The sequence below is a fragment of the Halomonas sp. DP3Y7-2 genome, from assembly GCF_019800795.1.
Lineage (GTDB): Bacteria > Pseudomonadota > Gammaproteobacteria > Pseudomonadales > Halomonadaceae > Halomonas > Halomonas litopenaei_A.
The window spans coordinates 21,852-46,998 of the sequence record NZ_JAHVKJ010000010.1 but is presented as its reverse complement, the minus strand read 5'-3'; the positions used below and the strand labels follow the sequence as shown (position 1 = coordinate 46,998).

Here is a 25,147-nt window from a genome sequence, read left to right as displayed (position 1 = left end):
TCCATCAGTCTATCCTGACATTGCGAACAACAGGGATGTCCGATGAACCTCGCCACCAACGCCGGCTACGCGGCGCGCCCGTCTTCCGCCTGGACCGGTTGGGGACAGTGGATTGCACTGATCACCATGACCCTGGATCATGTCGCCCGCTACCTGGCCACAGATGCCTGGCATATGGGCTGGATCGATTCGAGTGTCGGTCGCATCGCCTTTCCCTTGTTCGCCGGCATGGTGGCCTGGCATGGCCTGTTCAACACCCGAGATCCCCTGCGCTACGCCCGCAGAGTCATGGTCATCGGTCTGCTCGCCCAGCTTCCCTACCAGCTGATGCCACGTGAAGCGATCTTCCAGCTCAACATCTGCTTTACCCTGGCCCTTGGCCTGATGGCGGGTCACTGGCTCGAGCAACTGACCCGGCGCCAGGACGGCGGCGAACTGGGCTATCCACGTCTCGCCCTGGAGACCCTGGGCATCGCGCTGGCATGGTACTTCGCCGGCTTCTGGGTGGAGTACGGCCACCAGGGGCTGTTGCTGGTTCCCTTCTTCATGCTGGCGATCGGTCAGTTGCATCGCGCCGACGACGATATCCCATCGCGGCTGCTGGCCGTGGCAGGCTGCCTGCCGCTGCTGGCAGTGGCCGGCCTGATGAATTCCTCTGACATGGCGAAGTCGGTAACGGTAGCCACCGTGCTGCTGGTCCTGCTGCTGGCTGCCGGTGCCAGCCGCCTGGTCCGAGCCCCCGCTGTGACCATGCCGAGAAAGATGTGGCTGGCGTGGTATCCCGCTCACTTCGCGGTGATCGCCGCCATCCTGCTGTGGAATGGCAACGCGCAGATCCTGTAGACCGCCATGGGGTGGCTAGTCTGCTCGCTTCAATTGCCCCGTCATCGCAAGTTGCGTGACGAGGCTGAATCAGCGACGGTGAATGACGCGATCCTTGTGCTCCACCAGAAACACCTTGAAGGCCTGCCATGCCGGGCTACGGTAGCGGTCCGGATGCCACACCAGCGAGAAGTGGCGCGTCAATGGCAGGTCATGGGCCAGCTCGACCAGGTCGCCCCGCTCCAGCTCCCCACGCACGCTCAAGCGTGATAGACAGCCAAGGCCCAAGCCGGCCGCGACGGCCTGCTTGATGGCTTCGTGCTGCCCCAGCTCCATCCGCACTTTCAGCCTGGCCACTCGAGGAAGCACCGCAGCCTCGAGCACCTCCCGGGAGCCAGAGCCCAGTTCACGCAGTATCCAGGGCTGCTCGGCCAGATCCACGTCCGAGATGCGGCCCTTTTCCACCAGTGGATGCCCAGGCGCGCAGACCACCACCATGTGATCTTCGCACCACACCTCACTGGCCAGGCCCGGTTCATGGCAGCGCCCCTCGATCAATCCCAGGTCCGCATCGAAACGCTGTACCTCGGCAATGACCTCGCCGGTATTGCGCAGGCGCAGTCGCAGATCGACACCGGGATGCCATTCACCGAACTCACCGGCCAGGGGCGGCAGCAGGTAGGTCCCGATGGTGGCACTGGCAGAGATCGCCAGGCTACCGTGCAGCACATCCCCTGGCTCTACCGCTGCGGCGACCAGGTCATCAAGCTCATCCAGCAACTGCTCGGCTCTGGGCAACAGACGATGCCCCATATCGTTGAGGCTGAGTCTACGCCCGGGACGCTCGAATACCACCACGCCAAGCTGCCGCTCCAGGTCTGCCAGCGCCTGGCTCGTGGCCGATTGAGAAAGGCTTAGCTGTCGAGCAGCGGCGCTGACAGTCCCCAGTCTGGCGACGGCTACAAAGACTTCCAGCTGACGCAAGGTGATGCGCGAGCGTGATCGCTGATGGGTAGGGTGGGACATGATGACCTCTCGCTGCGTGATCAGGAGCCTCGCAAACGCCGCCTGCTCTTATATCGGTTTTACTTATAACCGGTTTCGTTATTACACGATAATCAAAAGATATATCCAAGCCTAGAATGGCCCCATCAGAGCAAAGCTGACGTCGGTAGCCAGATGAGGCACGCCTTCCTGTGCCGCTCGCGGGAGTATCGATGCCAGCACAATAATGAAAGGAGGTCAGGATCATGTGGCAAGGATTGGTACTGTGCGCCCTACTCACACTGGCCGGCCAGGTGATCAGCCGCCTGCCAGGCATCAGTGAGACGGGGATCAGTCCGCTGGTGTTCGCCCTGCTGCTGGGTATCATCGTGGGCAACCTGCCGTTGGGGCGTACCCTGGAGTCTTCCCAAAAGGGACTGGCCTTTGCTACCCGCTGGCTGCTGCGCGGTGGCATCGTGCTGTTCGGGCTATCGTTGACCTTTGCCCAGGTGGTAGGACTCGGTCCCAAGGTGTTGTTACTCGATGCACTGGTGATTACTGCCGTACTGGTGAGCGGCTATCAGATCGGCACCCGGGTCCTCGGCATGGACCGAGAAACTACCCTGCTGACCAGCGCAGGCAGTGCCATCTGCGGGGCGGCGGCAGTTCTCGCCACCGAGTCTACCATCCGCTCCAGGCCCGCCGCTGCGTCGATGGCGGTGGCCACCGTGGTCCTGTTCGGTTCTCTGGCGATGCTGACCTATCCCCTGCTGTACCCGTGGCTGGGCATGGAGGAAGGGTTGTTCGGCGTCTATATCGGCGCCACCATTCATGAAGTCGCTCAGGTCGTCGCCGCGGGCGATGCGGTCGGCCCGGACGCGCTGGCCAATGCGGTCATTGTCAAGCTGGTCAGGGTCATGCTGCTGGTCCCCTTCCTGCTGATCGTCGGCCAGTGGTGGCTACGCCAGCCCCGCGAAGCAGACGCCGCCACGCTGGATGGACAGGCCGGCGGTCAGGTCGAGAAAGCCAAGCTGGTCATTCCGTGGTTTGCTCTGGGCTTTATCGTCATGGTCGGGGTCAACAGTGTCATCAGCCTACCGGCTCCGCTCCATGCTGCGCTGGTGCTTGGCGGTCAGATCGCGCTGACCATGGCCATGGCGGCGCTGGGCATCAATACCCGGATATCACGCCTCAAGGCGCTGGGCATCAAGCCCTTCCTGCTGGCATTGATCCTGTTCGTGCTGCTGGTGGTCGGCGGTGGCCTGGCCAGCGCCGTGTTGATGGGGTGAGCGGCCCCATCATCCTGGATAGCGGCCAAGCGTCTGACCGCCAGCGGCTAAGTACCAACAGTACAAGCAGCACAAACGACAGCGGGCCCCCAGAAGGGGCCCGCTGTGCTTGTTGCCACGCAACCTACGCTCAATCTTCGAAGCTGAAGCGCACCTCAGGGGCATCGGGTACCAGCGCTGCGCACTGGCGAACACGATCCAGCAAGGTCGCATGATCGGCGGCCACCAGATTGATGTGGCCCAGCTTGCGGCCTGCTCGTTCGCTCTTGTCGTAGCGATGCAGATGGGCATCGGGCATGGCCAGCACCTGGCTCGGGTCCGGCTCACGACCGATCACGTTGACCATGCAGGTGGGAGCACGCGCGCTGGTATCGCCCAGCGGCAAGCCCTGGATGGCGCGCAAATGGTTCTCGAACTGGCTGGTGACCGCACCGTCCATGGTCCAATGACCGGAGTTATGGACCCGTGGCGCCATCTCGTTGGCCAACAGGCTACCGTCGGCACACTGAAACAGCTCCAGCGTCAGCACGCCGACATAGTCCAGCTCGTCCAGCAGCGCACGAATGTACTCATCGGCAGTATGCTGAACACTGTCATCCAGGTTGGGCATGGGCGCCAGCGAGTAACGCAGGATGCCGTCGACGTGCACGTTCTCGGCCATGGGATAGAACACGACCTGTCCATCACGGCCGCGCACGGCAATGATCGATACCTCGCGAACAAAGTCGACAAAGGACTCGACGATCAGCCGCGGGTGGCTGATGCGCGACCAGGCGTCTGCAGCGTCGCTTGGCTGCTTGAGCACCGCCTGCCCCTTGCCGTCGTAGCCCTCGGTGATGGACTTGGCCACCACCGGAGTCCCCAGTTCCTTGGCGGCGGCCTCCAGCGCCTCTGCGCTGTCTACCAACCGATAGGCGGGAGTGGGAATGCCCAGGCGATCAAACAGTGCCTTTTCCTCGGCCCGGTTCTGGCACACGCGAATCGCTTCGCTGCCCGGATAGACCGGCCGCTCCGCCTCGATCGCCTGAACCAGCGAGACTGGCAGATGCTCGAACTCATAGGTGACCAGGTCGACATCTTCGAGAAAGCTCTGAATATGTTTCTGGTCGGTGTCGATCATCACCTCACCGATGCCGGCACTGGGATTCCCGGTGGTATCGAGAAAGCGGAACCGGTTGGCCAACGGGTAGCCGGCGAGCGCCAGCATGCGGCCAAGCTGTCCGGCCCCGAGAACACCAATCTTCATGACTTGCTCCTATGCTCTTACGACGGTCGTGCAAGGGTTGGGGCGCCAACCACGCTCAGCCCTGGCGAGCTTCCGGGGGACGGGGATCAGGGTTATCCAGCACCGTCTGCGTCTGCTCGGCGCGGAAGGCTTCTACCGCATCACGCACCGCGCTATCGGCAAGCCCGACGATCTGAGCTGCCAGCAGCCCCGCGTTGGTCGCGCCAGCCTTGCCGATCGCCAGCGTACCCACCGCTACGCCACCTGGCATCTGGGCGATCGACAGCAACGAGTCCAGCCCTTTCAACGCCTTGGATTCAACCGGAACACCCAGCACCGGCAATGCCGTCTGCGACGCCACCATGCCCGGCAGGTGGGCCGCGCCTCCTGCACCAGCGATGATGACCTGGATGCCACGCTCGGCAGCACTCTTGGCGTAGTCGAACAACAGGTCCGGCGTCCGATGAGCGGAGACGACCTGGGTTTCATAGCTCACGCCCAAGCGCTCCAGCATGGTGACGGCGTGCTCCATGACAGGCCAGTCAGACTTGGAACCCATGATCACGCCGACCCGGGGCGCTGGGGAGGTGGATGACATCGGCAACTCCTCGAAGAAACGACGGTGCCGCAGCAAAGAAATCGCCGCGACTAGGGAACAATCGGGAAGCGCCATAGTCTAGCAGAGCCGAGGGAGCGATACCTCTCCCGATACAGACGTCGTCAGCCAGCGACAGCAACATTCATTCTGACTGCGCATTGGTCTGCTACTTTTTTCTGTCATCGCCAATGTCACAGCGTCTATTAGGACGACACGCTCACCAAGGAGAGAGCCATGAAACCGACCCTGCTGCTTATCGCCGCCTTAACATCTGGCCTGGCGCTGGCCGGTTGCGACGATAGCCAGAGCAACGCCAGCAGCTCCCAGGGCAGTGCCGAGACCAGCCAGCAGGCCAGCGCCGAGCAGGCCACACAGATGACCCTCAAGGGTACCGTCAGCTTTGCCGAAACTGGGCAGACACTGCCACAGGGCGCTGACGTGAAGGTCCTTCTTAACGATGTGGCCCTGGCCGATGCACCGGCCAAGACCATTGCCGAGACCACGGTCTCGATCGACCGTCAGGCGCCCACTGATTTCTCTTTGAGCTATGACGCCGACGATGTCAGCGAACGTCACACCCACAGCCTGCGAGGGGAAATCCGGGGCGACGACGGCCAGCTGATCTGGACCAGCACCCAAGCCAACCCGGTCGAGGTCGGCCCAGACGCCGACCAGCCTCCGGTGTCCATCGTGCTCCACCCGGTGGGAGCCGATGGCAACGCCCAGAGTGAAAGCATGCAGCAGGCCCAGGAGGCCTTGCTGTCGAGCGGTGATGAGCCCACCGCCGCAGAGAAGCAGGCCGCTGAGCAGGCCGACGCGGTGGCCGAGCAAGCGGCTGGCATGCAGGAACCCAGCCAGGGGGCAGCGACCGCCGGCGGCGGCAATGCGACAGCCCCTGATGCTACAGCCCCTACTGAAGGCAGCGACAGCGCTCAAGCCCAGTAACGCGGGCCCCCGTACGGATCTGGCCTAGCGGTTCCACAACACAGCGTGTGCCACGACACAACGTGTGCCACGACACAACGACAGCGCCGTGCCCTGAGGCACGGCGCTGTCGTCACGCTGGGAAAACCTGTCACTCGACCAACTAGGCGGGCGTTGCCACCCTGCGTGACTCCCAATAGTTGAAACCAATGATCGCCGCCATCACCGCGGCCCCAGCAACGTCGAACATCATTGACGGCAGGAACACGCCCACGATTGCCGGCAACAGCAGCAGCCGCTGCCACAGCGGGATCCGGGTGAACAGGTAGCCCTCCAGCGTCGCCGCAAAGGCACCCAACGCCAGCAGGCCCGTCACGCCCTTCCAGATCAACAGCCAGACCGGCCCACCGATAATGACTTCAGGGTTGTAGACCATGAACAGCGGCACCAGATACAGGCCCTTGGCGAACTTCCAGGACTGGAAGCTGGTCTCCATCGGCTTGGCACCCGCAATGGCAGCACCTGCAAAGCCTGCCAGTGCAATAGGTGGCGTCACGTTGGAATCCTGGGAGTACCAGAACACCACCAGGTGAGCGATCAGCAGCGGTACGCCAAACTCATTGGAGAGTGCCGGACCGACCAGCACGATCAGCACGATATAGCTCGCCGTTACCGGCAGGCCCATGCCCAGGACCAGACTGGCCAGCAGCACCATGATCAGCGCCAGCAGCAAGTGGCCGTTGGAGAAGGCCAGCATCATGGCCGAGAACTTGAGGCCGAGGCCGGTCAAACCAACCACGCCAACGATGATACCGGCCACCGCACAGGCCATGGTCACCGCCACCGCGTTGCGTGCCCCAAGCTCCAGCCCCTCAAGCAGCTTCATCAGGCCATTGCGACAGGCCAGGGCCAGGCGCTGGGCATTGACCGGCTGCCCCTCCTTTGGCGCAACGAACAAGAACCAGACGGCGAAGCGCAAAACGGCCACCACCAGCATGCAGACGATGGCGTAATAGCCGACCCGCATCGGCGACATGTTCATCACCAGCAGCCACACCAGCACCGCCAGCGGCAGCAGGAAGTGCCAGCCATGCTTGAGCACGTCGCTCATCTGCGGCAGCTCTTCCTTGGCCATGCCTTGCATGCCCTCTTTCAGAGCGATGATGTGGACGAAAAGATAGACCGTGCCAAAGTACATGAAGGCCGGAAGAATGCTGACCTTGACCACCTCGAGGTAGGGCAGCCGGGTGTATTCCGCAATCAGAAATGCCCCAGCCCCCATCAATGGCGGCATGATCTGCCCCCCGGTAGAGGCCGCCGCCTCGATACCCCCCGCCTGATGCGGCTTGTAGCCAAGGCGCTTCATCAGAGGAATGGTAAAGGCGCCGGTGGTCACCACGTTGGCGATGGCACTCCCTGAGATCGACCCCATCCCGGCAGAGGCAATCACTGCAGCCTTGGCGGGCCCACCGCGCTGGCGCCCGGTGGCGGCATACGCCAGATCGATGAAGAACTTGCCTGCGCCAGTGATCTCGAGAAAGGCACCAAACAGAACAAAGATGAAGATGTAGGTGGCGGCTACCCCCATGGGCAGACCAAAAATGCCTTCCTGACCTAGGTACAGCTGGCCCACCAGGCGATCCAGATTGTAGCCGCGGTGTTCCAGGATGCCCGGCAGGAACTGCCCGAGCCAGGGCAACTCGCCCCGGGGGCCGGCAAAAGCGTAGAGGATGGCGATCATGCCGATGATGGTCATGCCAAGCCCCACCGCTCGCCGACTGGCCTCCAGCACGGTCACGGTGGCGATGATGCCCACCCAGATATCGGTCTGGCTCCAGAATCCTGCGCGATTGATGATCTCGTCAAGATACAGCGCCATATAACCGCCGGTGACCACGGCGCCACAGAAGAACACCAGGTCGATGAGCGCTCCCACCGGGCCTCGCTCTCGGGACGGGCCAAACACGGGGAACATCAAAAACGCCAGCATCATGACCAGCGCCAGGTGGATGCTGCGCTGATAGAACAAGCCGAGCGGCTGGATGCCAGCCGAATAGAGCTGAAACAGTGACAGGCCGATCGCTACCAGAGAGATCAGCCACAGTACGATTTTCGAGTGGTTGGCCTGGCTGCCAGGCACCACGGGAGAAGCTGGCGATTCGCTCATCGTTATCTTCCTGGGAGTGTCAGTCAGGGGCATGCTGGTGTCATCCATGCGCCATCAAATGGCGCAACAGCGACGGTCGCTCCCTGCCTTATCGGCGAATTTCGCCTTGCATGTACGTTAGACAATGGCTGGTCATGCCAGCCTTATGGATGCTCAAGCCTAGCCTGGACCATGGTCATCCACGCCGCGCCCCTCCAGGCCAACGCTGACCAAACGCCCGGCCGCGATATCGCTTAAGCTGATCGGGGTAGCCTGCGCGGGCAACGCTTCCGCCCAGGCGGCTGCACACGACCGTCCCGCCGAGACCAACCTTTCCAGCGTGGGCTTTCCACGGCTGACCAGGCGGTGATCAACGCGCTTGGCGCCGACCCGCAGCCGGTAGTGATTACCCGGTACCGCCTCGTCGATATCGTTGATCCAGTAGCCTCCCTGCCCATCACTGACCTGCCGCCCGCGGCCCGGCACATGGTCAAGGCCGGCGGCAAAGTCGGGCAGGTGGCTGCGCTCCAGCACCATTTGACCTTCTACGTGACGGTAGCAGTCGAGCACCTCGAACCCTTCCACGGAATGGTTCCAGGCCATGCACCACCCTGCGCCAGGCGGCATCGGGATTGCCACCAGCAGCCTGCCCTCACTATCGCGAACCGTCAGTTGATCGTCACAGCTCGACGTCAGCTCCGCAGCCACTGCGTTCATCGGCGCCACACCCAGCCATAGCACGCACAAGGCGAGCCCCATGGCTCGCCTTGTGAAGCGTGTCCCCATCACCATCAGGGACGCTGCTTGTCCTGCACCTCAGCACCGACTTCCTCGTAGTAACGCAGGGCACCCGGATGGAAGGCAATGGGCGTGGACTCCACCGAGAACTCAACCGTGGTGTCATTGGCGGCAGGATGAATGGCGATCAGTTCATCGGTCTGCTCGAACAACGTCTTGGTGATCTGGTAGGCCAGCTCGTCATCCATCTCGCTGCTGGCAATCAGCACATTGGGTACGCCCAGGGTCTGCACCGCGGCATCCATGCCTTCATAAAGGCCTTGCTTGAGCTCGTAGGCGGCGAACACAGGCTCGTCTTCCTGGGCGTTGGCGACTTCCTCGTCGCTGAGACCGATCAGGCGCACGTCGCTGGTGGTCGCCAGATTCAGAATCGAGCTGGTGGGCGGACCGACACTCCAGAAGCCGACATCGATATCGCCGTCACGCAAGGCATCAGCGGTTTCGTTGAAGTTGAGGCGCCGTGCGTCGAAATCGTCATAGCTGAGGCCGTTGGCCTCAAGGATGGCACGAGCGTTAAGTTCGGTACCGCTACCCGGGGCGCCCACCGATACCACCTTACCTTCCAGGTCATCCAGCGAGTCGATACCGGAGTCCGCCATGGTGACGATCTGCACCGCGTTGGGGTAGATCGACGCGATAGCACGAATGTTCTCGAGCTTGCGCCCCTCGAAATCGCCGGTGCCGGTCGCACCCTGGTACACCGTATCCGCCAGCGCCAGGGCAAGGTCCGAGTCGCCTCGCCACACCAGCCCCATATTCTCTACCGAGGCACCGGTGACCTCTGCCACGGCATCATAGCCATCAACATGCTTCTTGATCAGCTCTGCCAGGCCCCCGCCATAGGGGTAATAGGTGCCGCCGGTGCCGCCAGTGGCAATCGACAGCTGGCTCTGGGCCACCGCGGTGTGGCTGGCAACCAGCAGGGACGCCGTCAGGGCGAATGTCAGTGCTCGCATGATCTTCCTCCGTTCCTCGTGGGAACCATCGTGACGTTGTTGTTGATCGATTCGAGATGCGCTAAGCAAACTAGCAAGTGCCTAGCGACTTCGCCAATGCCAACATTTCGACGTTTTTTGTCTTTGTCTGCAATTCTCACAAGGTCTTAGATGCATCGCTGCTGATTCATGACGTCAACGCTACCCACGAGGCCGCTGCCGCGGCCTGACTGCGGGCGCGAGGCTCTGCGCCCGCTCACCCGCTAGCGTTGAATAACGGTTCATGATGGATCGGCCGGCGACGCGGCGGACTCAGACGTCCTGCCCAGCCACCGCCAGCTCACGCTTCATCTGGCGCTCGCTGTAGTCGGTGCCGTAGCGCTGGCGGGACCACACATACAGCCCCAGTCCAAGTCCCATCCAGCCGGCGAACAGTCCCCACTCGATCGCAGACAGCGCCGAAGGACTGCCGGGCAGGTACAGCGCAATCAGGCCCAGCGACATCACGACCGCCAGCCAGCCCACCAGCCTGGCATGCTTGACCCGGAAAGGACGTTCGAGCTCCGGCTCCTTACGCCGCAGTATCAGGAAGGAAATGGACACAAACAGGTAGGCAATGACGATGCCCAGTCCGCCCGCCACGACCAGCCAGACCATAGCCTGGCGACCCAGCAGCGGAGCCAGACTGGACACAAGTCCCATCAGCAGAATGGCGTTGACCGGCGTCCGATGACGGGGATGCAGCTTGGCCAGGAAGGCCGGCAACATGCCGCAATGCGCCAGGGCATAGATGGCCCGGGAGCCTCCCACATAGAAGGCATTCCAACTGGTCAGGATGCCCGCGATACCTGCCAGCACCATCAGATTGGCGGCCCAGGGAGTGTTGAACACCGCCCGCATCGCATCCGGTACCGCGAGGGAGCTGTTCTCGAGTTCAGCGGGAGACAGCATCAGCGCGGTCCCCAGCACGATGAAGGCGTACCAGAACACGGCCAGCACCACGGACAGCATCAACACGCGTCCGATATCGCGAAACGGCAGGTCGATCTCCTCCGCAGCCTGGGGGATGACATCAAAGCCGACGAACAGGAACGGCACCATGATCAGCACCATGGTGATTCCCCCAAGCACCCCGCTCTCGGTGTTGAACAGCGGTGTCAGATTGGCGCTGCCGCCCTCGAACAAGGCGCCAGTAATGAACATCACGCCCACCGCCAGGATCAGCAAGGTCACCAGCTTCTGCACCAGCGCAGCGGTGCGCACGCCGACGTAGTTAATGATCATCATGACGATCGAACCGGCCATGCCCACGGCGACCCAGGTCGCCTTGACGTCCCAGCCGGCCAGCGTCCAAAGATGCCCGACCGCATAGGAAGGGAACAGGTGTTCGACGACGGTGGGCAGCGCCACCGCCTCGAACGCCACCACGCTCAGATAGCCCAGCACGATGGCCCATGTACACAAAAATGAGGCGAAGTGCCCCATGGCGCGATAGCTGTAGACGTGCTCCCCGCCCACCTGTGGCATCGCCGACGCCAGCTCGGCGTAGGTCAGGCCCACTAGCACGATGACCGCTCCACCGAGCAGAAAGGCCAGAATGGCACCAAGGCTCCCGGCTGAGGTGATAAAGCCTCCGGTGAGGACAATCCAGCCCCAGCCCACCATGGCACCAAACGCCAGGGCCAGAACATCCTTGCGCGCGAGCACTCGACTTAGCTGTGCTCCTTCACTGCTGTTCGCTTGCATAATCTATCGCTCGTTGTGACTCCCCCGCCCTGGCTACCCGCGAAGGGACAACAGGTCAGAACAGGTCAGGCGGGGGGAAAGCTCTCATGTCAGAGCCTTTCTTGTTGAAGGTATCCCTCGAGCGAGAAAACTATCACGCGCTACTCTGCCGTCAGCAGCACTGGTTGATACCTCTTTCGTCTAAGTTTACATCGGCGCAACATACCTCCATTCGCCCGTGCACCCGGGCGTAGCGGGCCTCCCTGCGCTTTCCCCTGACGGCCCCGTCAATGACACTAGCCGTTTGCCGATTTTGGACTGGCAAGGGAGCAAAAAAGGTTGCATGCTGTAGGGGTCGCAAACGCCCATTGGAGCACCATGAGCACCGCAGATTCCTTGTCTCGAGCAGACGCCTCAGAACCGCCTCCTCGACGATGCCCTGACCTCGACGTCAGGGACCTGGAACAGCGCACACGACTGATGCGCATCGTCACACGGCTGATTGCCGTATCCGATCTCGGAAGCCGTGAGATCGCCCGCCGCGCAGGCCTACCCATGCAAAAGATCAGTGATCTATTGTCTGGAAGGCTGGAGCACTTCACCTGCGATGAATTGCAGGCCATCCGCCGAATCATCGACGATGGCCACCTATCACTGAATCACTGAACTGAACCTCGGAACAGAACCTCTGAGCCGAATCACTGAATAGCTCACGCTGACGACGTCGCCCGCAGGCGATGACGTCAGCTTCCGTGTATCCCGATCGCGCCTGGCTCAGTGTTGCCAAGCAGGAGGCGCTGTGCCCTTGGCTGCGTCAGTCGTCGCAGGCACCGCCCGGGGGCTACACTGACGTGGCCGCTAGGCCGTTCTGGCGATGCCATGGAACCTTCGCTGACTGCCGAACTCTCACTTTCCACGTATCTCTGCATCACGCGTCTTCACCCTTTGTGCTTCTTTCCCCCTTCTTTACCCCTATGTAGAGGAAATCCCCATGCGCCGTTCCCTTCTGGCAGCCTGCCTTCTGTGCATGTCCCCCATGGTGCTGGCCGACGGCCAGGCCACCCTGGTAGACGGCAGTGGCGATCCCGATAGCGCAGTGACGGCACGTTGGATAGGAGACCAGCTTCGCCTGGACTTCCCTCGTCACGCCGCCAAGGGCTACTTGCTACTTCGCGATGGCAAGGGGTATGCGGTGACCAACTTCGGCGGACAGCCGGTGGTTCTGGGTATCCGTGACCTGCAGTCGATTGCCGGGCAGCTCGGCGGACAGGACATGTCCCAACTGGGCAGCTATCAGGCTCAGCAGGTGCTGGCCCTAGAGCCCACTGGCTCAACGGAGAGCGTTGCGGGTATCGAAGGAGACGTATACCGCCTCGACTGGATCAATCGTGACGGCGATCGTCGCCAGGACTCACTGGTACTCAGCCAGCGCGGCGAGGTCCGAGAATTACTGCAGGTGGTCGACCGCTATCAGCGCATCATGACGGGACAACCGGATCCAGTGGCCGCCCAACTGGAACAGCGTGGACTTGGAATCCTGCGTTTCGGTGACAAGTTCCAGGTCTCCCAACTGACCTCCACTCCCCCTGATGCCGCCGCTTTAGCCCTTCCCGCGCAAGGTGGCAACGTCTCCGACCTGCTCCGCTCAGTGATCCAGTAAAGACGTCGACTCATACGGCTGCGCCGTCATCCTGGCATGACGGCGCGGGCGCGTAGCACCCGCTATTTCGCGTCACCCTCCAATCTCTCCCCCTGCCTCTCGGCGCCACGCCCTTCCCCCCTTGTACACTGGTGCTGACGACCTTCTCGCCAGCCAACATGTACTCATTTGCGCACTGCGTGGAATCCTCGTGTGTCAATGGCGTGCACAATCGCCAAAATGCGGTGCAAGCCCGGCCGTAACGCGATATATGTTGAGGACACACGTCTTCTTAATGTCGGCGCCGGGGATTTTCGTCAATCCGCGAGCGGCGCATCAATCCGGTGAGAGTCGCCATGAGGCCGATCGACAAATCCCTGCTCGAGCAGATGCACATCAGCGAGGTAGAGATTCAGCGCCGCAAGGAGTTCCTGAATCTTGATGAGGCAGGTCTGGCTGATCTGGCTGCGCTAAAGCCCATCATTAATGAACATATCGAAATCATTGTCGAAGAGTTCTACGAACGTCAGACCGAAATCGATGAAATCAGCCTGCTGATCGGCGACTCGGAAACCCTTCAGCGGCTGCGTTCCGCTCAACGCCAGTACGTGCTTGATCTGTTCACCGGTTACTACGATGCGGAGTACGTCAACAGCCGGCTGCGTATCGGACTGGTACACAAGCGTATCGGGGTGGAACCCAAGCTGTTCCTGGCCGCCATGAGAACCCTCAAGGAAATCCTGTTTCGGGTGATCGACGAGAACCTGACAGACCAACACAGTCTTACCTCGGCCAAGGATAACCTCGACAAGTTGATGTACTTCGATATCACGCTGGTCTTCGATACCTATATCGACACCCTGCTTAATGAAGTGCACAGCGCCAAGCGGCGAATGGAAATCTATGCCCGCAATCTCGAGGAAAAGACGAAGGAGCTTGCCACCTACGCCGAGAAGGACGCGCTTACGGGACTGTTCAATCAACGCGGCATGAGCGAGGCCTTGAGTCGCGAAATCCGCATGGCAGAAAGGCGGCACTCGCTGGTCAGCCTGATCTACTGCGACATCGATGACTTCAAGCAGATCAACGATACCTATGGCCATCACAAGGGTGACGAGATACTGATCACCTTTGGCCAGATCATGCGTGAGACCGTGAGGTCCAGCGACATCTGCTGTCGCCTTGGCGGCGACGAGTTCTGCTGCATCCTGCCTGACTGCGACGTCAAGAGTGCGGGTACCATTGGCAGCAAGATCGAACTGGCCTTTCAGGACAAGTACCCGGACTTCTCCATTAGCCTGGGGGTGGCCGAGACTGGCGACCGCGAGTACCTGCGCGAGGAGGAATTGCTGCGTGCGGCAGATGCCATGATGTATCGCAACAAGGAAGCCAGAAAGCGAGGCCGCAGCAATAAGGCCGCCAAGCCCTCCCCCACTGACGACGCGCAAGTAACGGACAAGCAGGCTGCTCAGCCCACCACGGCCCACAACGATGAACGCTAGGCACCGAGCAGCTGATCGATCATCTGGCCTAACGCCCTAGTCAAGCGCTGAACACATCAGCCGAGCACAACGCGATGCCAGGCAACCGAAACACAGCGTTCGGAGCCTATGCGGTATCGCTGTTGAACTCGAGAGAGCGCAACGCGGTGAATCGTCGGCGCAGATATTGATGCAATGTTTTCCTGGCACCGGGAACCCCACGAAGATGTCTGCGCAACCATAGATAAGGCCGTAACTCAGACAGTCAACAAGACCGTCCAGCAAGACAGCCGTTGCCATGCTTAAAGAAACAGGATTAACTTATTAAGCTAAGCAAATGACACTATTCGCCCGGCTCTCGAGGACATGTCGCCATGCCATACAGCGAAGCCAAGGAACACGCGCCCTGCCGTCTGCATCGCCTGTTCACCTCGCCCTATACTGCATTCGACAATCAGGCCAACGAGCGCCAGCTGCACTTGTTACTGGCATTGCAGACGCTGCTGTTCGGCCCTCTTGAGCAGGGCAGACTGACCTTGAGACTGCTCGATGGCTGGCAGAATGGCGACTGCCAGCCTCATACGCTGGTCTATCAGGATATCGATATCCGTCGGCCCGAGGACTTGGCCACGGCCTCCCCCGCGATGCCATGGCGCCCGCTGCTTTCCACCACCCTGGAAGAGTCTCTTTCCCAGGCCCTGGAAGACGATGTTGCCCTTCCCGATGATATTCGCCACACCCCCGCCAGATGGCCTGCTTTTGCGGGTGGGCTCTCGCTCTATACGCGCTACAAGGTGTGCCATCGTCTGATCTATGGAGAAGACGACAGCTATCGTTCGATACGTTGCGAGACACCTGCCGGCTTGCGGGAAATCCACGAGTTCCACCTGCAGGAGGGTGATTTTGCCATCAGCCTGCCACACGCCGATGCCGAGAACGGCAGCGACGATACCGTGGGCCTGGTTGCACATGGTTCCCAGCGCCAGCTGCTTGCACGATGGCTGATCGAGCTGGCCGAAAAGCCGCTGCTCTCCCTGCTGAGCTGAGGTCACCAGCCAAGCGACACCAGACGCCCGCGACGCAGCAACTCGTCCGCGCAGGCAGGCATGACGTGTTTCCTCGAGCTCGCTTGCCTGGCGAACCTAAGGGTTGGACTCGCGGGGCACCCGCCCCATCAGGTAGAACTCTGGATTCGGTGGCGTGCCGGTCAAGGTGACCAGTCGATTGGACAGGCCAAAGAAGGCACAGATGGCGCCAATGTCCCAAATGTCGTCTTGGGTAAAGCCCACTGCCTCCAGTCGCGTCATCCACTCTTCGGTCAACTCTCCTACGTCGATGCCGCAGTGAATGGCGGCGTCCAGCATCACACGATGCCGCTCGCTTAGGTCCGCGCTACGGTGATTGATCGCCACGCGATCTGCCAACAATGGATCCTTGCTGTAGAGCCTTACCAAGGCGCCATGGGCCACCACACAGTACAGGCAGCGGTTACGCGCGCTGGTGGCGACCACGATCATCTCCTTTTCGGCCTTGGTCAGGGTATCTGACTCCCGCTCCATCAGGGCATCGTGATAGGCAAAGAAGGCACGAAACTCAGCGGGCCGATGGGCCAACATCAAGAACACATTGGGGATAAAACCCGCCTTGTCTTGAACGGCAAGAATGCTGTCACGAATATCGTCGGGCAGCTCGTCAAGAGATGCTGGAATGGGAAAGCGACTCAGGGACGGATCACCGGACGACGGTACCGGCGATGACAAGGAAGAAGATGAGGCAGAAGATAACGAAGACGAGAGAGGAGGAGAAACGGATGACGAGCGAGACGACATGGGCGGACTCCAGCATTGAGTGAGGTGGCTCTCAAAAAACTGACTTTACGTTAACGTAAAGCAAGCGCTCTCACTCTTGTCCTTTGATCGAACACGCCCCACCTGTCTACACACGACAATACCCCGTGGCCGGGGCATTGTCGGGGGTTCTGGCTTCCTTCAGTTCGGTTCAGCTCAGCTCAGCTCAGCTCAGCGAGATCGTGCTATTAATGCCAGAGGAGACATTTTCAGGCTCAAACCAGCGCGCAGTCACCGTCTTGGTCTGGGTCCAGAAACTGATCGCCTGCTTGCCGTTGGGGCCCAGGTCGCCCAGCTTGGATGCCCGTGAGCCGGTGAAGCTGAAATAGGCGACCGGTACCGGGATCGGCACATTGATGCCTACCTGCCCCACATCGATATCTGTCTCGAAGCGCCGCGCCACCCATCCCGAGTTGGTAAAGATCGAGGTGCCGTTACCGTTAGGATTGGCATTGATGAAGGCGATTGCCTCATCCAGCGTGTCCACTTCCACCACGCACAGCACTGGGCCGAAAATCTCTTCCCGGTAGATGTCCATCTCGGCGGTAACACCCGCAAACAGTGTAGGCCCCACAAAGTTGCCCTGGGGATAACCTTCCACCTGACAGCCACGCCCATCGACCAGCAGCCTGGCGCCTTCCTGCTCACCCTGGGCAATCAGGCGTTCTACCCGGTCCTTGGCCGCCGGAGACACCAGTGGGCCGAGATCCGCCTGACGGTCGGTGCCTGGCCCCACTCTCATGTTGCGTGCGCCTTCCACGATATCGTCCAGCCATTCCCGCGCCTGGCCGACCAGCACCACAACGGAATTCGCCATGCAGCGCTGCCCCGCAGCGCCAAAGGCGGAACCCAGCAGATTGTTGATGGCCTGGCTGCGATTGGCATCGGGCATGACCACACAGTGATTCTTGGCCCCCATCATGGCCTGGGCACGCTTGCCGGACTCGCTGGCCCGGCGGTAGAGCTGGGTACCGACATGGGTCGAGCCGATAAAGGACATGGCCTTGATATCCGGGTGCTCGCACAGACGGTTGGCCACATCTGGGCCACCGTGCACGACATTCAGCACGCCAGGCGGGACACCGGCTTCAAGGGCCAGTTCGACCAGCCGCATGGTCGAGCTGGGATCCTGCTCGGAGGGCTTGAGGACGAAGGTATTGCCCGTGGCGATCGCCAGCGGAAACATGAAGCATGGCAACATGATGGGGAAGTTGAAAGCGGTGATCCCGGCGCCCACGCCAAGGGGCTGGTTGAGGGTATAGACATCCACCTCACTGGCCGCGTTTTCCGCCACCTCGCCGAGCTGCAACGAGGTAATCGAGCAGGCATGCTCCACTACCTCGAGCCCACGCCCCACCTCTCCTTCTGCATCGGGCAACGTCTTGCCATGCTCCTCGCTGATCAAGGCCGCAAGCTCAGGGGTGTGTTCGCGGATCAGCGCCTGCAGCTTCAACATGATCCTCATGCGCTTGCCGAGCGGCACCTTGCGCCAGCTGGAGAAGGCCTGGTGGGCGTTGGCGACCGCCTTGTCGACCTCTTCGAGGGTACAGAAGGGGACCCTGGCTACCACCTCCTGGGTGGCCGGGTTGGTCACGTCGCGCCATTCACTGGACTGCGAGGGGACGGCCTGGCCATCGATGATCATCGGAATATCGCGGACTGTCATGGCGTGCTCCTACTCTTGTCGTTGTCGTATCGCGTTGTTGCCGTATCGTGTCGCTGTCAACACCAGCGGCTCGCGTGGTGCAGGACGATCCACCAACGCCCAGCGTGAGGCTACACACGCAAGCAAAGAGGGTCAGTCTAGCCACAGGTCGGATAGCCAAACAATGTTCAGCGGGGCACATTGCTTGTGCAATTTTGCAAAAGCGATGTCGGCGGACGACGGGAGGCAAACGTGCTCGACTGGCAGGATCTGCAGGTCTTTCTTGAAGTGGCCAGACACCCTCGCCTGGCCGATGCCGCGCGGCGCCTGGGGGTCGATCATTCCACCCTATCTCGTCGAACGCGCCGGTTTGAACAGCGCCTCAACACTCAGCTGTTTGAACGCAGTACTCATGGCTATCGTCTTACACCAGCCGGCGAGCGATTGAAGGTGCACGCAGAGCTCATGGCACGCCATGCAGACGACGCCACTGACGGTCTGGTCGACCACAACCTGAGGCTGGAAGGACAGATTCGACTGGGTGTCACCGAGGGCTTTGGCACCTGGGTGATAGCGCCCCTGCTCAGCGCTTTCTGTCGCCGACATCCAGGCCTCACTCTAGACCTGCTGGCACTCCCTAGAGTCGTCAACTTGAGCCGTCATGAGGCCGACCTGGCGATCACCATCGAACGGCCGGCCAATCAGGGCCTGGTCACATCCCGGCTGTGCGATTACCGCTTGAAGCTTTACGCCGCGGATCGCTACCTGCGACAGCACGGTGCACCGCTGCACCGCACGGAACTCAGCCAGCACCCGCTGATCGGTTATGTGGATGACTTGCTGTTCAGTGAGCAGCTCAATTATCTGGACCCTCTGCTGGCACACCGTCGCGAGGACACCAAGGCCCACTTTTCACTACGCAGCACCAGTGTCACGACGCAGATGATGGCAACCGAAAGCGGTGCCGGTCTTGGCGTGCTGCCATGCTTCATGGCTGCCGGGCGCGCCGAGCTGAGGACAGTGCTCGACCACGACGTATCGATCGACAGGCAGTTCTGGGTCACCGCGCGGCAGGAACAGCGGCAGCTGACGCGCATCCGCTTGCTGTGGGACTACCTGCGGGAGGCTCTCGCGCTCAACCAGGACTTCCTGATGGGAAGGCAGGCGCAGCTGGTCATGCCGGACGACGACCCCGGCAGCGACCAGGCCTCGCCCTGATGCCCCCTGCCGAGCCCCCTCGCTAAGCACTCCTCGTCGGGCGCCCCTCGCCGGGCGCCCCAAAACACAACACCCCGCCGGATGGCGGGGTGTTGCTGTGTTGCTCTGCAGCGCTGGACCAGGTCCGTTCAGGACTCGACCTTGGGCGGCTCGACCTCAAGCTTCTGCGCGGCGATCACCGCCTGGGTGCGTGAATGCACCCCAAGCTTGCGCAGAATCGCCGTGACGTGGGCTTTGATGGTCGCCTCAGACACATTCAACTCGTAGGCAATCTGCTTGTTGAGAAGCCCTTCCGTCAGCATGTTCAGCACGCGAAACTGCTGGGGGGTCAGCGAGGCGATCGCCTCAGCGAAACGGGCTTCTTCTTCATCGGCTTCACCGAGGGCGTCCGCCATGTCTTCCGGCAGCCACACCTCACCATCGAGAATCTCCCCCACGGCTTCAGCAATCAACGCCAGCGAAGAAGACTTGGGAATGAAGCCGGACGCACCGTAGTCTATGGCTCGACGAACCACGTGCAGCTCATCACTGCCGGACACTACCGCCACCGGCACGTCCGGGGTCTGTCCACGCAACTGGATCAGCCCAGAGAAGCCGTGAGCGCCAGGCATGTGCAGGTCGAGCAGAATCAGATCGGCATCAGGATGCCGGATCACTACGTCGGAAGTGGCTTCCATGGTATCCGCTTCAATGATCTCGGCCTGAGGTGCCAATTGGCGCAGCGCCTGCGTCAAGGCAGCACGGAACAGCGGATGATCATCGGCAACGATGAATTTCTGGGCAAAGGCCATGGATTCTCCTCCGGATTCCGCTGCGGCGTGTCAGGCCCTGACGCCACAACGCAAGACGCTTGTTTGACCAGCATGTTACCCCATGGCCACCGGCTTTCCCAAGCACCCTTGCACTCCCTTCATCAACGTCAGCCACAAGATGCCCATCAAGTCCGCACCATTCGGTGCACTCCAGACGAAAAGACGCCGGTGGCGGGCATCGCCGCCACCGGCGTTTCGGCATGATTCATGCCATGTCGAGCGTCTGCCAACCCGCTGTTACTTGATGGCGCGGTGCTCGATCAGGTCTTCCACCACCGTGGGATCGGCCAGCGTGCTGGTATCACCCAGTCCATCGCATTCGTTGGCCGCGATCTTGCGCAAGATACGCCGCATGATCTTGCCAGAGCGCGTCTTGGGAAGCCCCGGCGCCCACTGGATATGGTCAGGCGATGCGATGGGGCCGATGTCCTTGCGCACCCACTGGGTCAATTCCTTGCGCAGTTCATCGCTGGGCTCCGCCTCATCGTTAAGGGTCACGTAGATATAGATGCCCTGCCCCTTGATATCGTGCGGGAAGCCCACCACCGCGGCCTCCGCGACGGCGGAGTGAGCCACCAGCGATGACTCGATCTCAGCCGTCCCCATGCGGTGACCCGACACGTTGAGCACATCATCTACCCGGCCGGTAATCCAGTAATAGCCGTCCTCGTCGCGACGACAGCCATCGCCGGTGAAGTAGGTTCCTTCATAGGTCGAGAAATAGGTCTGCACGAAGCGCTCATGGTTGTTCCAGATGGAACGTGCCTGCCCCGGCCAGGAATCGAGGATGACCAGGTTGCCCTCGGTAGCGCCGTCAAGCCGCTTGCCTTCGTTGTCCACCAGTGCGGGCTGCACCCCGAAGAAAGGCAATGTCGCCGAACCCGGCTTCTGTGCGATGGCACCGGGGAGCGGGGTAATCATGATGCCGCCGGTCTCGGTCTGCCACCAGGTGTCCACGATTGGGCACTGGCCGTTGCCGATGACTCGGTGGAACCACTCCCAGGCTTCCGGATTTATCGGCTCCCCGACAGACCCCAGCAGACGCAGGCTGCTGCGCGAGCTGGAGTCCATGACATGGTCACCATGGGCCATCAGGGCGCGCACTGCCGTGGGGGCGGTATAGAGAATGTTGACCTGGTGCTTGTCGACAATCTCGCCCATACGGCCATGAGTGGGGTAGCTGGGCACCCCTTCAAACATCAGGGTAACGGCGCCATTGGCCAAGGGCCCGTAGACGATATAACTGTGTCCGGTGACCCAGCCCACGTCCGCGGTACACCAGTAGACCTCGTCCTCGTGATAATCGAACACGTACTGATGGGTCAGGCTGGCGTAGGTCAGGTAGCCACCGGTGGTGTGCTTGAGCCCCTTGGGGGTCCCGGTAGAGCCAGAGGTATACAGGATGAACAGCGGGTCTTCAGCGCCCATCTCTTCCGCGGGGCAGTCAGTGTCCTGTCCTGCCACCAGGTCGTGGTACCAGACATCACGATCCTGGTGCCACTCGATATCCCCACCGGTGCGCTTGACCACCAGCACCTTCTCCGCCACATCGGTGCCATCGCGAGTCAGCGCCGCATCCACGTTGTCCTTCAGCGGCACGTGCTTGCCACCACGAACCGACTCATCCGCCGTGATGATGATGCGAGAAGCAGCGTCCTTGACCCGCTGTGCCAGCGCATCAGGGGAGAAACCGCCGAACACGACCGAGTGCACCGCGCCAATACGCGCACAGGCCAGCATGGCCATGGCGGCCTCGGGAATCATCGGCATGTAGAGCGTCACCGTGTCACCCTTGCCAACGCCAAGCGATTTCAATCCGTTGGCCAACTGACAGGTACGCTCGTACAGCTCGCGGTAGGTGATGACCGACGACTCGCCGGGATCGTCACCTTCCCAGATGATGGCCGGCTTGTCGCCACGGGTCTCGAGGTGACGGTCCAGGCAGTTGGCGGCGACATTCAGGGTGCCGTCCTCGAACCAGCGGATATCCACATTGTCACTGGCGTAGGAGACCGACTTGATGGTGTTGGGGGCTTTGATCCAGTCGAGGCGAGCGGCCTGCTCTTTCCAGAAAGCTTCAGGGTCTTCCACCGACTGCCGATAGAGCTTGTCATAGGTGGCCTTGTCGGCCCAGGCGGTCTTGGCGAACGTATCGGAGACCGGATAGACGTGCTTGTGATCGCTCATGGTGCTCTGTCCTTGGATACCCATTGAAGTGGAGAGCCAGCCGCCAACAGAGGCGTGTCCGGCGCGAATAACCTGCTAGCCAGCATAACGTTGCCAGCCCAGGCTTTCCCCTTAGACATTGGTATGACTATTTTTGTTATTACAAACAAAGAGTTATGCCATGTTTTCAGTCGGCCCGATCGATGTAGCAAAGCCGCCCACGACAGTGACGACAGCGATACTCTTGACCGGCCTTCGCGTTGGCGTGGCGGCGAGCAGAAAAATGGTGGTCACGACAGTGGCAACGATAGCGAAACGGTGCAGGACTGGACCGGCTGGTGTCAAAGCGATGAGTCACCCTGGGTGACAGGCCAAACAGGCGCACCATGACGGTCTGCCACTCCCGCCCGTGCGGACGAAAGGAAGGACCATCCTCAAGGTGCCAGACCAACCAGTGGGCTACCTCATGGGGAATCACCTCATCAAAGAAGGCCTGGCGGTTCTCCTCCAGCAGCCTGGGATTGAAACGCAGCCCTCCTCGGCCGAAATGCGCCTGACCAGCGCCCTTCCCCCGCAGATCACACCACACGGCGGGTTCCGGCAGATGCGGGTGAACGTCGCGACACAGGGCCACCGCCGCTTTCACTCTGGCATTCACCGCCGCATGCAGTGCCTTGGCCCCGAGCGCTTCCAGCCACTCTCCGTCCACCGCGGGAAGTACCGGGGCGGTGCCTGCCAAAGCAGCATGCGGTCTGCGTCGCGTCTCACTCATTGAATCATCAGTCTCCCTCAAGGAATGCTAGAATGCCGCCTCGAACCAGGGCGGTAAAGACCGCCCCCATTCCACCCCCGACCAAGTGAGCGCTCCATGTCCGACGCCGAAACGCCGCTCCCGCAACCGCTGCTCGAAGATGATGCCCTGGACCTGCTCGATGACTTTCTCGAGGAACGGGCCGGCGCTGATGCGCTAGACCTGATTGGCGCGCACGGCTTTCTGGTCGCCCTGGCAGTAGCGCCACGGGAAATCGATGCTGCCACTTGGGTGGCCGAGCTGTTCCACGGCTCACCGGAGTTCGAGTCAGAGCAGGAGCGTGAGATCATCCTGGGGCTGTTCGAGCAGCTCAAGTCCAACGCCATCAATGTGCTGGAAAGTGGGGGGCTGCCAGAGCTGCCCTTCGAGCTGACGCTGGATGGCATGGCAGCGGAAGAGACCCCCATCGGGGACTGGTGTGCCGGCTTCATGGAGGGCGTCTTCCTGGACGAGGCCCCCTGGTTCGAGGGCGACGAAGAAAGCGTCGCCACCTTGCTGCTGCCCTTCATGGCACTGTCGGGGCTGTTTGCCGATGAACCCGACATGGCGGACCTGGCCGGCGATGCAAAACGTCTGGAGGAGCTGGTCAACCAATTGCCTGAACTGGTGCTGGATCTGTATCTGCACTTCCGGGTGCCGCCGGATACCCCCAAGCCCAAGCCAAGAGGCAAGTCCCCCGCACGGGGCAAGGGCGCGCCACCTTCCGCCAAGAAGGGAGCAGGCGGCAAGGGCGGCGCCAAAGGCAAGGGCAAGCGCTGAGCCTTACTGCCACTAGCGCTGCCACCGGCGCTGCGACCGGCACTGTCATCGGGTTCGGCGAGGCCTGGCGTCGTCGAGCCCGCGCTAGATGAGGCGGTATCCACCGTCCATCAGCGCAAGCGCGTCATCCAGCCATCGAGAGTGCCATACAGCCAGGTTCTCAACTTTGCCCACAGTGAGCGGCGGCTCCAATGCTCATGCGAGATTTCCTTGCTGACGGCAAAATTGCGCTGGAACAGCGTCGCCACCTCCTGCGCCAAGCCAGCATCTTCCACTTCCTGGTTGGCCTCCAGGTTCCATTGCAGGCTCCAGTGATCAAAGTTGCACGACCCTAGACTGACCCAGTCGTCCACCATGACGAATTTGGCATGGATAAAGCTCGGCTGGAATTCGTAGATGCGCACTCCAGCGCGGAGCAGGCGCGAGTAGAAGCGCTGTCCGGCATATCGAATACCGGGATGGTCATGGTCCTGCCCTGGCAGCAACAGGCGCACATCCACCCCTTTGCGTGCCGCTCGCTGCAGTCTCAGTCGCGTACCCAATGTCGGCACGAAGTAGGGCGTACATAGCCACAACCGACCCTGACTGGTATCGATACGCTGCTGCAATGAATGACGGATCGCCTGAAAGCGATAGCCACGCCCCCACATGACCCTGGCCCGCATCTTGCCATCCGCCGCGTCAGCGGTGGCGGCTGCAGCGGGTACGCGAGGTAGCGCCGGCGCCTGGTCGGCGCCTCTGGCCAGCGGTGAATTCCACACCTGGGCAAACAGCGCGACCCAGTCGTTGACGACCGGCCCCCGCACCCGCACTGCCACCTCGAACCAGGCCGACAGGAAGTCATCCACCGCCCCAAATCCGCCGGTGAAGGCAAGCCGCTGGTCGACCACCACCAGCTTGCGGTGATCGCGGCTGACGTTGCGGGCCAGCGAATGCCAGCCCAGCGGGTTGAAATCACGCAACCAGACTCCGCCTGCCGTCAGCCGCTGTCGATCAGCGCGTGACAGCCCCATCGCGCCAAATCCATCCAGCAGCAGATAGACCGCCACCCCCCTGGCGGCCGCATCGGCCAACGCCTCGATGACTCGGTTGGCCAGCTCGCCCGATTCCATCAGATACAGCTCTACCAGCACAGATTCCTGTGCCTGAGCCACCGCCTCGAACAAGGCCGGCAGAAATCGATCTGCCTCTGGCAGCAGTTCCACCGCGTTGTGCTCACGCCATTGGGTACTCATCTCGCCTGGCCTCCATGCCATTGCATGCGGGTCGTTGCCTGGCCACGGCAGCGTCACACCCGCCACCATCGTGACTCTTCAATACCCT

The 25,147-nt window shown here is 61.5% G+C and carries 22 protein-coding genes; 9 read left to right on the top strand and 13 right to left on the bottom strand.

Annotation, left to right across the window (positions count from 1 at the left end):
• Positions 1 to 42: 42 nt before the first annotated feature.
• The gene (locus KUV45_RS12575) at positions 43 to 843 is read left to right on the top strand and encodes a TraX family protein (RefSeq protein WP_222161687.1); all 801 of its coding nucleotides are present in this window, start codon (positions 43 to 45) and stop codon (positions 841 to 843) included.
• A 69-nt stretch (positions 844 to 912) separates the two neighbouring features.
• Here KUV45_RS12575 and KUV45_RS12570 read toward each other — a convergent pair whose 3' ends face one another.
• Positions 913 to 1,848: a LysR substrate-binding domain-containing protein gene (locus tag KUV45_RS12570; protein WP_222161686.1), complete on the bottom strand. Its 936-nt coding sequence runs from the start codon at positions 1,846 to 1,848 to the stop codon at positions 913 to 915.
• Between the two features lie 224 nt (positions 1,849 to 2,072).
• Between KUV45_RS12570 and KUV45_RS12565 the strand changes: the two genes are divergently transcribed.
• Complete coding sequence (locus tag KUV45_RS12565; RefSeq protein ID WP_222161685.1) at positions 2,073 to 3,095, top strand: YeiH family protein; 1,023 nt, start codon at positions 2,073 to 2,075, stop codon at positions 3,093 to 3,095.
• 130 nt (positions 3,096 to 3,225) lie between these two features.
• Here the strand turns inward: KUV45_RS12565 and KUV45_RS12560 are convergent, their stop codons facing one another.
• Both KUV45_RS12560 and purE read right to left on the bottom strand, forming a co-directional pair.
• Positions 3,226 to 4,341: a 5-(carboxyamino)imidazole ribonucleotide synthase gene (locus tag KUV45_RS12560; protein ID WP_222161684.1), complete on the bottom strand. Its 1,116-nt coding sequence runs from the start codon at positions 4,339 to 4,341 to the stop codon at positions 3,226 to 3,228.
• 55 nt (positions 4,342 to 4,396) lie between these two features.
• Entirely contained in the window at positions 4,397 to 4,918 is a 522-nt protein-coding gene (purE, locus tag KUV45_RS12555; protein WP_206939969.1) for a 5-(carboxyamino)imidazole ribonucleotide mutase, read from the bottom strand.
• Positions 4,919 to 5,152: 234 nt separating this feature from the next.
• On the opposite strand from purE, the gene KUV45_RS12550 reads away from it, so the two are divergent.
• Positions 5,153 to 5,863, top strand: coding sequence for a YbaY family lipoprotein (locus KUV45_RS12550; RefSeq protein WP_222161683.1), 711 nt, complete (start codon positions 5,153 to 5,155; stop codon positions 5,861 to 5,863).
• Between the two features lie 142 nt (positions 5,864 to 6,005).
• Here the strand turns inward: KUV45_RS12550 and KUV45_RS12545 are convergent, their stop codons facing one another.
• The 4 genes from KUV45_RS12545 to KUV45_RS12530 all read right to left on the bottom strand — a co-directional run bounded on the left by KUV45_RS12545 (position 6,006) and on the right by KUV45_RS12530 (position 11,467).
• Positions 6,006 to 8,009 (bottom strand): TRAP transporter permease, encoded by a 2,004-nt coding sequence (locus KUV45_RS12545; protein ID WP_222161682.1) that lies wholly within the window; start codon positions 8,007 to 8,009, stop codon positions 6,006 to 6,008.
• A 159-nt stretch (positions 8,010 to 8,168) separates the two neighbouring features.
• Positions 8,169 to 8,747, bottom strand: a complete 579-nt coding sequence (locus tag KUV45_RS12540) for a DUF1850 domain-containing protein (RefSeq protein ID WP_222161681.1) — start codon at positions 8,745 to 8,747, stop codon at positions 8,169 to 8,171.
• A 32-nt stretch (positions 8,748 to 8,779) separates the two neighbouring features.
• Complete coding sequence (locus KUV45_RS12535) at positions 8,780 to 9,742, bottom strand: TAXI family TRAP transporter solute-binding subunit (protein ID WP_206939977.1); 963 nt, start codon at positions 9,740 to 9,742, stop codon at positions 8,780 to 8,782.
• A gap of 291 nt (positions 9,743 to 10,033) precedes the next feature.
• On the bottom strand, positions 10,034 to 11,467 hold the full coding sequence (locus tag KUV45_RS12530) for an APC family permease (RefSeq protein ID WP_222161680.1): 1,434 nt from the start codon (positions 11,465 to 11,467) through the stop codon (positions 10,034 to 10,036).
• 357 nt (positions 11,468 to 11,824) lie between these two features.
• Between KUV45_RS12530 and KUV45_RS12525 the strand changes: the two genes are divergently transcribed.
• The 4 genes from KUV45_RS12525 (at position 11,825) to KUV45_RS12510 (ending at position 15,612) form a co-directional block, all read left to right on the top strand.
• Positions 11,825 to 12,112 (top strand): XRE family transcriptional regulator, encoded by a 288-nt coding sequence (locus tag KUV45_RS12525; RefSeq protein WP_206939980.1) that lies wholly within the window; start codon positions 11,825 to 11,827, stop codon positions 12,110 to 12,112.
• 325 nt (positions 12,113 to 12,437) lie between these two features.
• Positions 12,438 to 13,106, top strand: coding sequence for a hypothetical protein (locus KUV45_RS12520; protein ID WP_206939982.1), 669 nt, complete (start codon positions 12,438 to 12,440; stop codon positions 13,104 to 13,106).
• Between the two features lie 335 nt (positions 13,107 to 13,441).
• A complete protein-coding gene (locus KUV45_RS12515) occupies positions 13,442 to 14,587 on the top strand; it encodes a GGDEF domain-containing protein (RefSeq protein ID WP_222161679.1) in 1,146 nt (381 codons plus the stop codon).
• Between the two features lie 353 nt (positions 14,588 to 14,940).
• Positions 14,941 to 15,612 (top strand): hypothetical protein, encoded by a 672-nt coding sequence (locus KUV45_RS12510; protein ID WP_222161678.1) that lies wholly within the window; start codon positions 14,941 to 14,943, stop codon positions 15,610 to 15,612.
• Positions 15,613 to 15,708: 96 nt separating this feature from the next.
• Here the strand turns inward: KUV45_RS12510 and KUV45_RS12505 are convergent, their stop codons facing one another.
• Positions 15,709 to 16,395 (bottom strand): peroxidase-related enzyme, encoded by a 687-nt coding sequence (locus KUV45_RS12505; RefSeq protein WP_222161677.1) that lies wholly within the window; start codon positions 16,393 to 16,395, stop codon positions 15,709 to 15,711.
• A 184-nt stretch (positions 16,396 to 16,579) separates the two neighbouring features.
• Positions 16,580 to 18,079 (bottom strand): CoA-acylating methylmalonate-semialdehyde dehydrogenase, encoded by a 1,500-nt coding sequence (locus KUV45_RS12500; protein WP_222161676.1) that lies wholly within the window; start codon positions 18,077 to 18,079, stop codon positions 16,580 to 16,582.
• Positions 18,080 to 18,310: 231 nt separating this feature from the next.
• Between KUV45_RS12500 and KUV45_RS12495 the strand changes: the two genes are divergently transcribed.
• Positions 18,311 to 19,276, top strand: coding sequence for a LysR family transcriptional regulator (locus KUV45_RS12495; RefSeq protein WP_206939994.1), 966 nt, complete (start codon positions 18,311 to 18,313; stop codon positions 19,274 to 19,276).
• Positions 19,277 to 19,404: 128 nt separating this feature from the next.
• Here the strand turns inward: KUV45_RS12495 and KUV45_RS12490 are convergent, their stop codons facing one another.
• From KUV45_RS12490 to KUV45_RS12480, 3 genes are all read right to left on the bottom strand, one after another.
• Entirely contained in the window at positions 19,405 to 20,067 is a 663-nt protein-coding gene (locus KUV45_RS12490; protein WP_206939996.1) for a response regulator transcription factor, read from the bottom strand.
• A gap of 258 nt (positions 20,068 to 20,325) precedes the next feature.
• On the bottom strand, positions 20,326 to 22,275 hold the full coding sequence (gene acs / locus KUV45_RS12485) for an acetate--CoA ligase (protein ID WP_222161675.1): 1,950 nt from the start codon (positions 22,273 to 22,275) through the stop codon (positions 20,326 to 20,328).
• Positions 22,276 to 22,441: 166 nt separating this feature from the next.
• Entirely contained in the window at positions 22,442 to 23,026 is a 585-nt protein-coding gene (locus tag KUV45_RS12480; RefSeq protein WP_206940000.1) for a SprT-like domain-containing protein, read from the bottom strand.
• A 96-nt stretch (positions 23,027 to 23,122) separates the two neighbouring features.
• Here KUV45_RS12480 and KUV45_RS12475 point away from each other — a divergent pair, with 96 nt between their 5' ends.
• Positions 23,123 to 23,824, top strand: coding sequence for a YecA family protein (locus KUV45_RS12475; RefSeq protein WP_206940002.1), 702 nt, complete (start codon positions 23,123 to 23,125; stop codon positions 23,822 to 23,824).
• Between the two features lie 110 nt (positions 23,825 to 23,934).
• Here KUV45_RS12475 and KUV45_RS12470 read toward each other — a convergent pair whose 3' ends face one another.
• Entirely contained in the window at positions 23,935 to 25,059 is a 1,125-nt protein-coding gene (locus KUV45_RS12470; protein WP_222161674.1) for a phosphatidylserine/phosphatidylglycerophosphate/cardiolipin synthase family protein, read from the bottom strand.
• Positions 25,060 to 25,147: the final 88 nt, after the last annotated feature.

Excerpts from the sequence above, each read along its gene's own strand:
- KUV45_RS12575 (WP_222161687.1), top strand. The coding sequence starts at position 43 with ATGAACCTCGCCACCAACGCCGGCTACGCGGCGCGCCCGTCTTCCGCC.
- KUV45_RS12570 (WP_222161686.1), bottom strand. The coding sequence starts at position 1,848 with ATGTCCCACCCTACCCATCAGCGATCACGCTCGCGCATCACCTTGCGT.
- KUV45_RS12565 (WP_222161685.1), top strand. The coding sequence starts at position 2,073 with ATGTGGCAAGGATTGGTACTGTGCGCCCTACTCACACTGGCCGGCCAG.
- KUV45_RS12560 (WP_222161684.1), bottom strand. The coding sequence starts at position 4,341 with ATGAAGATTGGTGTTCTCGGGGCCGGACAGCTTGGCCGCATGCTGGCG.
- purE (WP_206939969.1), bottom strand. The coding sequence starts at position 4,918 with ATGTCATCCACCTCCCCAGCGCCCCGGGTCGGCGTGATCATGGGTTCC.
- KUV45_RS12550 (WP_222161683.1), top strand. The coding sequence starts at position 5,153 with ATGAAACCGACCCTGCTGCTTATCGCCGCCTTAACATCTGGCCTGGCG.
- KUV45_RS12545 (WP_222161682.1), bottom strand. The coding sequence starts at position 8,009 with ATGAGCGAATCGCCAGCTTCTCCCGTGGTGCCTGGCAGCCAGGCCAAC.
- KUV45_RS12540 (WP_222161681.1), bottom strand. The coding sequence starts at position 8,747 with ATGGGGCTCGCCTTGTGCGTGCTATGGCTGGGTGTGGCGCCGATGAAC.
- KUV45_RS12535 (WP_206939977.1), bottom strand. The coding sequence starts at position 9,742 with ATGCGAGCACTGACATTCGCCCTGACGGCGTCCCTGCTGGTTGCCAGC.
- KUV45_RS12530 (WP_222161680.1), bottom strand. The coding sequence starts at position 11,467 with ATGCAAGCGAACAGCAGTGAAGGAGCACAGCTAAGTCGAGTGCTCGCG.
- KUV45_RS12525 (WP_206939980.1), top strand. The coding sequence starts at position 11,825 with ATGAGCACCGCAGATTCCTTGTCTCGAGCAGACGCCTCAGAACCGCCT.
- KUV45_RS12520 (WP_206939982.1), top strand. The coding sequence starts at position 12,438 with ATGCGCCGTTCCCTTCTGGCAGCCTGCCTTCTGTGCATGTCCCCCATG.
- KUV45_RS12515 (WP_222161679.1), top strand. The coding sequence starts at position 13,442 with ATGAGGCCGATCGACAAATCCCTGCTCGAGCAGATGCACATCAGCGAG.
- KUV45_RS12510 (WP_222161678.1), top strand. The coding sequence starts at position 14,941 with ATGCCATACAGCGAAGCCAAGGAACACGCGCCCTGCCGTCTGCATCGC.
- KUV45_RS12505 (WP_222161677.1), bottom strand. The coding sequence starts at position 16,395 with ATGTCGTCTCGCTCGTCATCCGTTTCTCCTCCTCTCTCGTCTTCGTTA.
- KUV45_RS12500 (WP_222161676.1), bottom strand. The coding sequence starts at position 18,079 with ATGACAGTCCGCGATATTCCGATGATCATCGATGGCCAGGCCGTCCCC.
- KUV45_RS12490 (WP_206939996.1), bottom strand. The coding sequence starts at position 20,067 with ATGGCCTTTGCCCAGAAATTCATCGTTGCCGATGATCATCCGCTGTTC.
- acs (WP_222161675.1), bottom strand. The coding sequence starts at position 22,275 with ATGAGCGATCACAAGCACGTCTATCCGGTCTCCGATACGTTCGCCAAG.
- KUV45_RS12480 (WP_206940000.1), bottom strand. The coding sequence starts at position 23,026 with ATGAGTGAGACGCGACGCAGACCGCATGCTGCTTTGGCAGGCACCGCC.
- KUV45_RS12475 (WP_206940002.1), top strand. The coding sequence starts at position 23,123 with ATGTCCGACGCCGAAACGCCGCTCCCGCAACCGCTGCTCGAAGATGAT.
- KUV45_RS12470 (WP_222161674.1), bottom strand. The coding sequence starts at position 25,059 with ATGAGTACCCAATGGCGTGAGCACAACGCGGTGGAACTGCTGCCAGAG.